Below are 1,050 nucleotides of genomic sequence, written 5' to 3'. Positions count from 1 at the left end.
CTAGATGTGTAATTCCAAGGTGTGCGGCGTGGTGTGATGCTTTGAAGGGCAAGGGCGCCCACAATCGGCGGTATCAAACCAAACGCCGAACCCGGAGGTCCTCGTGGACGCCGATCTGGACACCCTTGCCACTGCATTCTATGTCGTTGCCGATGACTTGTTGAAGGCCCATCCGGAACGGGTTCCGTACCGGCCCAGGATCGGGATCAGTCCCAAGATCAGTGACGCAGAGGTCATGGCGTTGGCGTTGCTGCAGGCGATGCTCGGGTTCGTTTCAGAAGCCCGTTGGTTGCGCTACGCCACGGAAAACTACCGAGGGATGTTTCCCTATTTGCCGGGCCAGTCCGGCTACAACAAGCGCCTGCGCCGGCTCGGTGACTGCATGAAGTGGCTTATCGCCGCCTTGAACGAACGCAGCGACATCTGCTGCGATGACGTGTGGCTGGTCGATTCCACCCCGGTCGAGTGTGCCAGATCCCGGGAAACCGTCCGCCGCTCGGAGCTGGCCGGGTGGGCCGAATACGGGTACTGCGCCTCGCATTCACGCTATTTTTGGGGCCTGAGGCTGCACCTGGTCTGCACCGTTCACGGCCTCCCTGTCGGGTGGGCGCTGACCGGGGCGAAGGCCGATGAACGCCAAACCTTTCTGGACATTCTCGCCAACACCCCGGCCATGAACCGGCTCCAGGGCGACGGGCACCGCCAGATCCTGATCGGGGACAAGAACTACTACGGCGCCGAGTTCGAGGACACCGTGGACCAGGCTGGGATCGAGTTGCTGCGCCCGGCCCGCAAGGGCGAGAAATCCCGGCCCGGGGCCCGGTTCTTCAAACCCCTGCGGCAAATCATCGAGTCCATCAACGACACACTCAAGGGCCAGCTCAATCTCGAGCAACACGGCGGACGGACCCCTGCCGGTGTCACCGCCCGCGTCATCCAACGCCTGCTGGCCATGACCGCCGCGATCTGGCACAACGACCAAACCGGGCAAGCCATCCGCCGCTCACTCACCGCCTACGACCATTAACCAACTTGGAATTACTCATCTAG

The 1,050-nt window shown here is 62.3% G+C and carries 1 protein-coding gene; it reads left to right on the top strand.

Going from position 1 to position 1,050, the window contains the following annotated elements:
• The first annotated feature begins 103 nt into the window (after positions 1-103).
• Entirely contained in the window at positions 104-1,027 is a 924-nt protein-coding gene (locus G6035_RS19575; RefSeq protein ID WP_176618771.1) for an IS982 family transposase, read from the top strand.
• The last annotated feature ends 23 nt before the right edge of the window (positions 1,028-1,050 follow it).

Source organism: Arthrobacter sp. SDTb3-6 (assembly GCF_013376095.1).
GTDB lineage: Bacteria > Actinomycetota > Actinomycetes > Actinomycetales > Micrococcaceae > Specibacter.
The sequence above is the reverse complement of the archived record's forward strand: the minus strand, read 5'-3'. Positions and strand labels throughout refer to the sequence as shown.